Genomic DNA, 6,018 nt, shown 5'->3' with positions numbered 1-6,018 from the left:
CCGGGCCCCCCGCCGAGCCCGCCGCGGAGCCCGCCCCGGCGGAGCCCGGCACCGCCGGGGAACCGGCCGCCGAGCCCGCCGCGGTCGAGCGCCCGCCCGCCGCACCCGGCTTCGACGAGGCCGGCCGCGAGGCCGTCCACCAGGTGATCCGCGAGCGCCGGGACGTCCGCAACGGCTTCCGCCCCGACCCGATCCCGCACGAGGTGCTGATCCGGGTGCTGGAGGCGGCCCACACCGCGCCGAGCGTCGGCTACTCCCAGCCCTGGGACTTCGTGGTGATCCGCTCCGCGAAGACCCGGCAGAAGATGCACGCCCTCGCGGAGCGCCAGCGGATCGCGTTCGCCGACTCCCTGCCCAAGGGCCGGGCGAAGCAGTTCAAGGAAATCAAGATCGAGGCCATCCTCGAGACCCCGGTCAACATCGTGGTCACCGCCGACCGCACCCGCGGCGGCCGGCACACCCTCGGCCGGCACACCCAGCCGCAGATGGCGCCGTACTCGGCCGCGCTGGCCGTCGAGAACCTCTGGCTGGCCGCCCGCGCCGAGGGCCTGGGCGTCGGCTGGGTGAGCTTCTTCGACGAGGAGGAGATGGTCCGCGAGCTCGGCCTGCCCGAGCACCTGGACGTGGTGGCCTACCTCTGCGTCGGCTACGTGGACGCGTTCCCGGACGAGCCCGAGCTGCAGCAGCAGGGCTGGGCCAAGAAGCGCCCGCTGTCCTGGGTCGTCCACGAGGAGCAGTACGGCAACCGGGCGCTGCCCGGCGAGGAGCCGCACGACCTGCTCTCCGACACCCTGCGCGGCATCCGGCCGCTGGACGCCAAGTGCCTCGGCGAGGCCTGGGACCGGCAGAAGCGGATGACCAAGCCCGCCGGGTCGCTCGGCATGCTGGAGATCATCGCCGCCCAGCTCTGCGGGCTGTCCCGCAAGTGCCCGCCGCCGATCCCGGAGCCCGCCTGCGTGGCGATCTTCGCCGGTGACCACGGTGTGCACGCCCAGGGCGTCACGCCCTGGCCGCAGGAGGTCACCGGGCAGATGGTGGCCAACTTCCTGGCCGGGGGAGCGGTGGTCAACGCCTTCGCCGCGCAGGTCGGCGCCGAGGTCTGCGTGGTCGACGTGGGCGTCAAGGCCGACCTGCCGCAGCCGGTCCAGCAGGGCCGTACCACCGGCCTGCTGCCGCGCAAGGTGAAGCCCGGCACCGACGACATGACCCAGGGCCCGGCGATGACCCGGGACGAGGCGCTGAAGGCCATCGAGGTCGGCATCGAGACCGCCCGGGACCTGGTCGCGGCCGGGAACAAGGTGCTGATCACCGGCGACATGGGCATCGCCAACACCACCGCCTCCTCGGCGCTGATCTCGGTCTTCACCGGCGCCGACCCGGCCGAGGTCACCGGCCGCGGCACGGGTATCGACGACGAGACCCACGCCCGCAAGGTCGACGTGATCCGCCGCGCCCTGGAGCTGCACCGGCCGGACCCGGCGGACCCGATCGCGGTGCTCGCCGCGGTCGGCGGCCTGGAGCACGCCGCCATCGCGGGCTTCCTGCTGGGCGCCGCCTCGCTGCGCACGCCGGTGATCCTCGACGGGGTGATCGCGGGTTCCGCCGCGCTCGCCGCCAAGGCCATCGCGCCCGAGGTGCTGGCCGCCTGCATCGCGGGCCACCGCTCCGCCGAGCCCGGCCACCAGGCGGCGCTCGCCAAGCTCGGCCTGCGTCCGCTGATCGACCTCGACCTGCGCCTCGGCGAGGGCACCGGCGCACTGCTGGCCCTCCCGCTGGTGCAGAGTGCGGCCCGGGCGATGCACGATGTAGCCACCTTCGACTCCGCCGGGGTCACCGAGAAGGCCTGACGCCTCCGCAGTCCCCGTACCGGCCCGAGGGCGCGCCGGTACGGGGACACCGTCGTAAGCAGTTCCACCCTTCCCACCCAGGAGCACCGCCGATGACCGCGCCCAAGCCGCACCCCAGCACCGAGGGTCTGACCCCGTACCCGGTGGGCCTGCTGCTCACCGACCGCCGTGTCGTGGTGGTCGGCGGAGGCCAGGTCGCGCAGCGCCGGCTGCCGGCGCTGATCGCCGCGGGGGCGGACATCCAGCTGATATCGCCGGCCACCACCCCGGCCGTGCACGCGATGGCGGACGCGGGTGAACTCACCTGGCACCGCCGCGGCTACGCCGACGGCGACCTGGACGGTGCCTGGTACGTGCTGGTCGCCACCGACGACGTGGCCGTCAACACCGCGGTGTCCGCCGAGGCCGAGCGCCGGCGGGTGTTCTGCGCCCGCAGCGACGACGCGGCCGCCGCCACCGCCTGGACCCCGGCCAGCGGCCGGGACGGCGGCGCCACCGTCGCGGTCCTCACCGGCGACCCGCGGCACTCGGCGGCCCTGCGCGACGCCGTCGTCGAGGGGCTGCGGGACGGCTCGCTGGCGGCCCGCCAGTACCGCGAGCGGACCCCGGGCGTCGCCCTGGTCGGCGGCGGGCCCGGTGACCCCGACCTGATCACGGTCCGCGGCCGCCGCCTGCTGGCCGACGCGGACGTGGTGGTCGCCGACCGCCTGGCCCCGCGCGAGCTGCTGGCGGAACTGCCCGAGCACGTCGAGGTGATCGACGCCTCGAAGATCCCGTACGGGCGTTTCATGGCCCAGGAGGCGATCAACCGGACCCTGATCGAGCACGCCAAGGCGGGCCGGTTCGTGGTCCGGCTCAAGGGCGGTGACCCGTACGTCTTCGGACGCGGCGGCGAGGAGCTGCTGGCCTGCGTGGAGGCGGGGCTGCCGGTCACCGTGGTCCCGGGCATCTCCAGCTCGATCAGCGTCCCGGCGGCGGTCGGCATCCCGGTCACCCACCGCGGCATGACCCACGAGTTCACCGTGATCTCCGGCCACGTCGGCCCGGGCGAGCGCTCGCTCACCAACTGGGACGCGGTCGCGCGGATGACCGGCACCCTGGTGCTGCTGATGGCAGTCGACAAGATCGGCGCCATCGCCGCCGAGCTGATCGCGCACGGCCGCGCCGGGTCCACCCCGGTCGCCGTGGTCCAGGAAGGCACCACCGCGGCCCAGCGCCGGGTCGACGCCACCCTGGACACGGTGGCCGCCGTCGTCGAGACCGAGCAGATCAAGCCGCCGGCCGTGATCGTCATCGGCGACGTCGTCAACGTCCTCGCCGGCTGACCCCTCCGGGCCGCCGGGCGACGGTGCGGTGGCCGAGCCCGGGGGCCGCCGACGGTGTCGAGGTCCTCGCCCGCTCGCCCGCCGGGCGGTGGTGAGGCGCTGAATCTGGGGGCGGCCGACGCTCCCGAGATCCTGGCCCGCCGGCGGTCTGCCGGGCGACGCCGTGATGGCGGAACCCGAGGGTGGCCGGCGGCGTCAACGTTCTCTCCACCGAGCGTCGGGCCGATCGGGCGACGGTGAGCTGGCTGGGCCCGGGGGCCGCCGGCGGTGTCGAGGTCCTCGCCCGCTGATCTGCCCGGCCGCCCGGCGGTCAGCCCTGGCCGGCGGTCTGCCGGGCGATGGGGAGGTGGCTGAACCCGGGGACGGCCGAGCCGGTCGTCTGCTCGAAGCGGAGGATGTCGGCCAGGCCGATCCGGCGCCCGTCCGGCAGGGAGCGGTTGGACGTCCACAGCAGCAGCCGCAGCTGCGGGTTCTCGACGGTGAGCAGCTCGGCCGCGGCCTTCGGCTCACGCCCGCTGTCCGCGTTCCAGGCGGCGGCCGCCGTCCAGAAGTCCGCCAGCGCGCGCCAGCAGGCCGCGCCGCGCGGACCCAGCGCGGCCTCGGCGTCCCGGGCCGAAGCGACGTCCGGCAGCCCGTGGGACACCAGGTTCTGCACACATTCCAGCGCGGTCACCGCGAACTAGCGGTCCGCCTCGTCGGCCAGCAGCTCCTCGACCGCGCCGAGCATCCGGCCCAGGCTGCCGCCCTCGTCCCGGACCGCCCGGAACGCGGCCTCCCGGCAGACCGTCAGGTCGGCGGTGTCCTCGAGTTCCCGCCGGTCGGCGCGCACCGCGTCGAGCAGCCGCCGCGCCCTCGCCGAAGGCCTCTGCCGCCAGGGATTCCACACAGCCGGCCTCCGGTCGGTCCACCGCCGGCGACCGTCCCGCCGTACGGCTGTGATCATCGCACGGCGGCGTCCGGTGATCAGGAGCGGGTGGTCCCGCCCGGCGGCCGATTGGATTAGCGGTCGCCGACCGGGCAAGATCGGGCCCGTGTCCGAACCGAGCACCGTCACCGACCCCGCCGACCCGCGCCTGGCCGACTACACCGGCCTGACCGACGTCGAGCTCCGCCGCCGTCGCGAACCCGCGGAGGGCCTGTTCATCGCCGAGGGCGAGAAGGTCATCCGCCGGGCCCTGGAGGCCGGCTACCGGATGCGGTCGATGCTGCTGACCGCCAAGTGGCTCGGGGTGATGGCCGACGTGATCGAGGCCGCCGAGGCGCCCGTCCACCTGGTCGAGCCGGCCCTGGCCGAGCAGGTCACCGGCTACCACGTGCACCGGGGTGCGCTCGCCTCGATGGAGCGCAGGCCGCTCCCGGACGCCGCCGACCTGCTGTCCGGCGCCCGCCGGGTGGCGGTGCTGGAGGGGCTGGTCGACCACACCAACCTCGGCGCGATCTTCCGCAGCGCCGCCGCGCTAGGCATGGACGCCGTGCTGCTCTCCCCGGACTGCGCGGACCCGCTGTACCGGCGGGCCGTCAAGACCTCGATGGGCGCGGTCTTCGCGGTCCCGTACGCCCGTCTCGACCCGTGGCCCGCCGCCCTGGGGACGGTCCGCTCGGCCGGGTTCCAGCTGCTCGCGCTCACCCCGGCCGAGCACGCCGTCGACCTCGCCGAGGCGGCCCCGCACCGGCTGGAACGCGTCGCCCTGATGCTCGGCGCGGAGGGCGACGGCCTGACCCGCCACGCGCTGGCCGCCGCCGACCGGGCCGTACGCATCCCGATGGCGCACGGCGTCGACTCGCTCAACGTCGGCGCGGCCGCCGCCGTCGCCTTCTACGCCGTCACGACGGGCTGAGCACCCCCGCGGACGCCGCAGGCGCGCCACCCGGCCCGGGCGGCGCGCCTGCGGCCCTCGGTCAGCCCCGGTCGCCGACCAGTGGCAGGTCGCCCCGGCCGCCGAACTGCTGCTGGTGGACGGCCAGGTGGGTGTCGTACCCGGTCCCGTAGAAGGTCCGGTCGGCCGGGCGGTGGACGCCGGTGTGGTCGCTACCGCTGCCGTCCCGGACGCCCCGGATCGGCAGGTCGCCGGGGTTCCCGAACCTGATGCCGTGGCCGACGACGCCCCGGGCGGTGCCGCCCTGCTCACACTGGTCGAGTTTGACGTTCAGCCCGTACACCGGACCCCGGCCCGAATCCCAGGGAAGGTGCAGGGACGGGAGACGGCGCAGCGAGCCGGAGCGGCTCGTGCGGATCGCGTCCCCGGCCGGCCGGGCCGTCCGATGACCCCTCAGCCCGCGGTCCGGCCCGTACCCCCGCCGGAGATCCCGGCACCCGGCCAGGACTCCTCCAGACTGCCGTCGGCGCGGACGGTGTAGCGGGTGGTGGAGACCGCGCCGGTCTGCGACACCCGCTCCTCGCGGAGCAGCGCCCCGTTGTCGATCCGCCAGGCGGCCGCCGCCTGCGGATCTGCGGCCGAGGCCCGGGAGGCGACCAGCACGGGCTGGTCGCCGGCGAAGCCGAACAGCTGCACCAGGTCCACCGGCACCGACCCCTCGGTGCGGCGCAGCACCACCACCGTCCCCGGCGCCTCCCGGTAGCGCACCGGCAGCGCCGTGGTCAGCGCGGTCTGCGGACCCTCGGTGCTGTGCCCGTCCCGCAGCCGGACCGCCGGACCGCCGCCCGGGTCGGCGTACAACCGGTTCGGCCAGTCCGCGCTCGGCACCTGGCCCGAGGCGGGCGCGATGCCCGCTTCGCCGCCGCTGCGCGCCGCCGTGGCCAGCGGCGCGGACGCCCCGGCGCCGTCGATGGACAGCGGGGCGGGCTGCTCCGCCGGCGGCGACGCCACGGTGCCGGGCCGCTGCGG

General features: G+C 75.8%; 7 protein-coding genes. 3 read left to right on the top strand and 4 right to left on the bottom strand.

Going from position 1 to position 6,018, the window contains the following annotated elements:
• Together cobT and cobA are read left to right on the top strand one after the other, a co-directional pair.
• Positions 1–1,847: nicotinate-nucleotide--dimethylbenzimidazole phosphoribosyltransferase (gene cobT / locus AA75_RS22680; RefSeq protein WP_033822024.1), on the top strand; the 1,847-nt coding region annotated here is incomplete at its 5' end.
• Between the two features lie 92 nt (positions 1,848–1,939).
• A complete protein-coding gene (cobA, locus tag AA75_RS22675; RefSeq protein WP_051813081.1) occupies positions 1,940–3,172 on the top strand; it encodes a uroporphyrinogen-III C-methyltransferase in 1,233 nt (410 codons plus the stop codon).
• A gap of 310 nt (positions 3,173–3,482) precedes the next feature.
• Here cobA and AA75_RS22670 read toward each other — a convergent pair whose 3' ends face one another.
• Both AA75_RS22670 and AA75_RS22665 read right to left on the bottom strand, forming a co-directional pair.
• Positions 3,483–3,845, bottom strand: coding sequence for a hypothetical protein (locus AA75_RS22670; protein ID WP_033822023.1), 363 nt, complete (start codon positions 3,843–3,845; stop codon positions 3,483–3,485).
• A 6-nt stretch (positions 3,846–3,851) separates the two neighbouring features.
• Positions 3,852–4,058: a hypothetical protein gene (locus tag AA75_RS22665; protein WP_033822022.1), complete on the bottom strand. Its 207-nt coding sequence runs from the start codon at positions 4,056–4,058 to the stop codon at positions 3,852–3,854.
• 145 nt (positions 4,059–4,203) lie between these two features.
• Here AA75_RS22665 and AA75_RS22660 point away from each other — a divergent pair, with 145 nt between their 5' ends.
• Positions 4,204–5,010: an RNA methyltransferase gene (locus tag AA75_RS22660; RefSeq protein ID WP_033822021.1), complete on the top strand. Its 807-nt coding sequence runs from the start codon at positions 4,204–4,206 to the stop codon at positions 5,008–5,010.
• 61 nt (positions 5,011–5,071) lie between these two features.
• Here the strand turns inward: AA75_RS22660 and AA75_RS22655 are convergent, their stop codons facing one another.
• Positions 5,072–5,332, bottom strand: coding sequence for a hypothetical protein (locus AA75_RS22655; RefSeq protein WP_033822020.1), 261 nt, complete (start codon positions 5,330–5,332; stop codon positions 5,072–5,074).
• A gap of 110 nt (positions 5,333–5,442) precedes the next feature.
• Positions 5,443–6,018 (bottom strand): hypothetical protein (locus AA75_RS49630; RefSeq protein ID WP_033822019.1); only part of this gene is annotated, 576 nt, incomplete at its 5' end.

This window comes from Kitasatospora sp. MBT63, from assembly GCF_000710465.2.
In the GTDB taxonomy this organism is placed as follows: Bacteria; Actinomycetota; Actinomycetes; order Streptomycetales; family Streptomycetaceae; genus Kitasatospora.
Note: the sequence above shows the minus strand (reverse complement) of the source record. Positions and strands in the feature narration are given on the sequence as shown.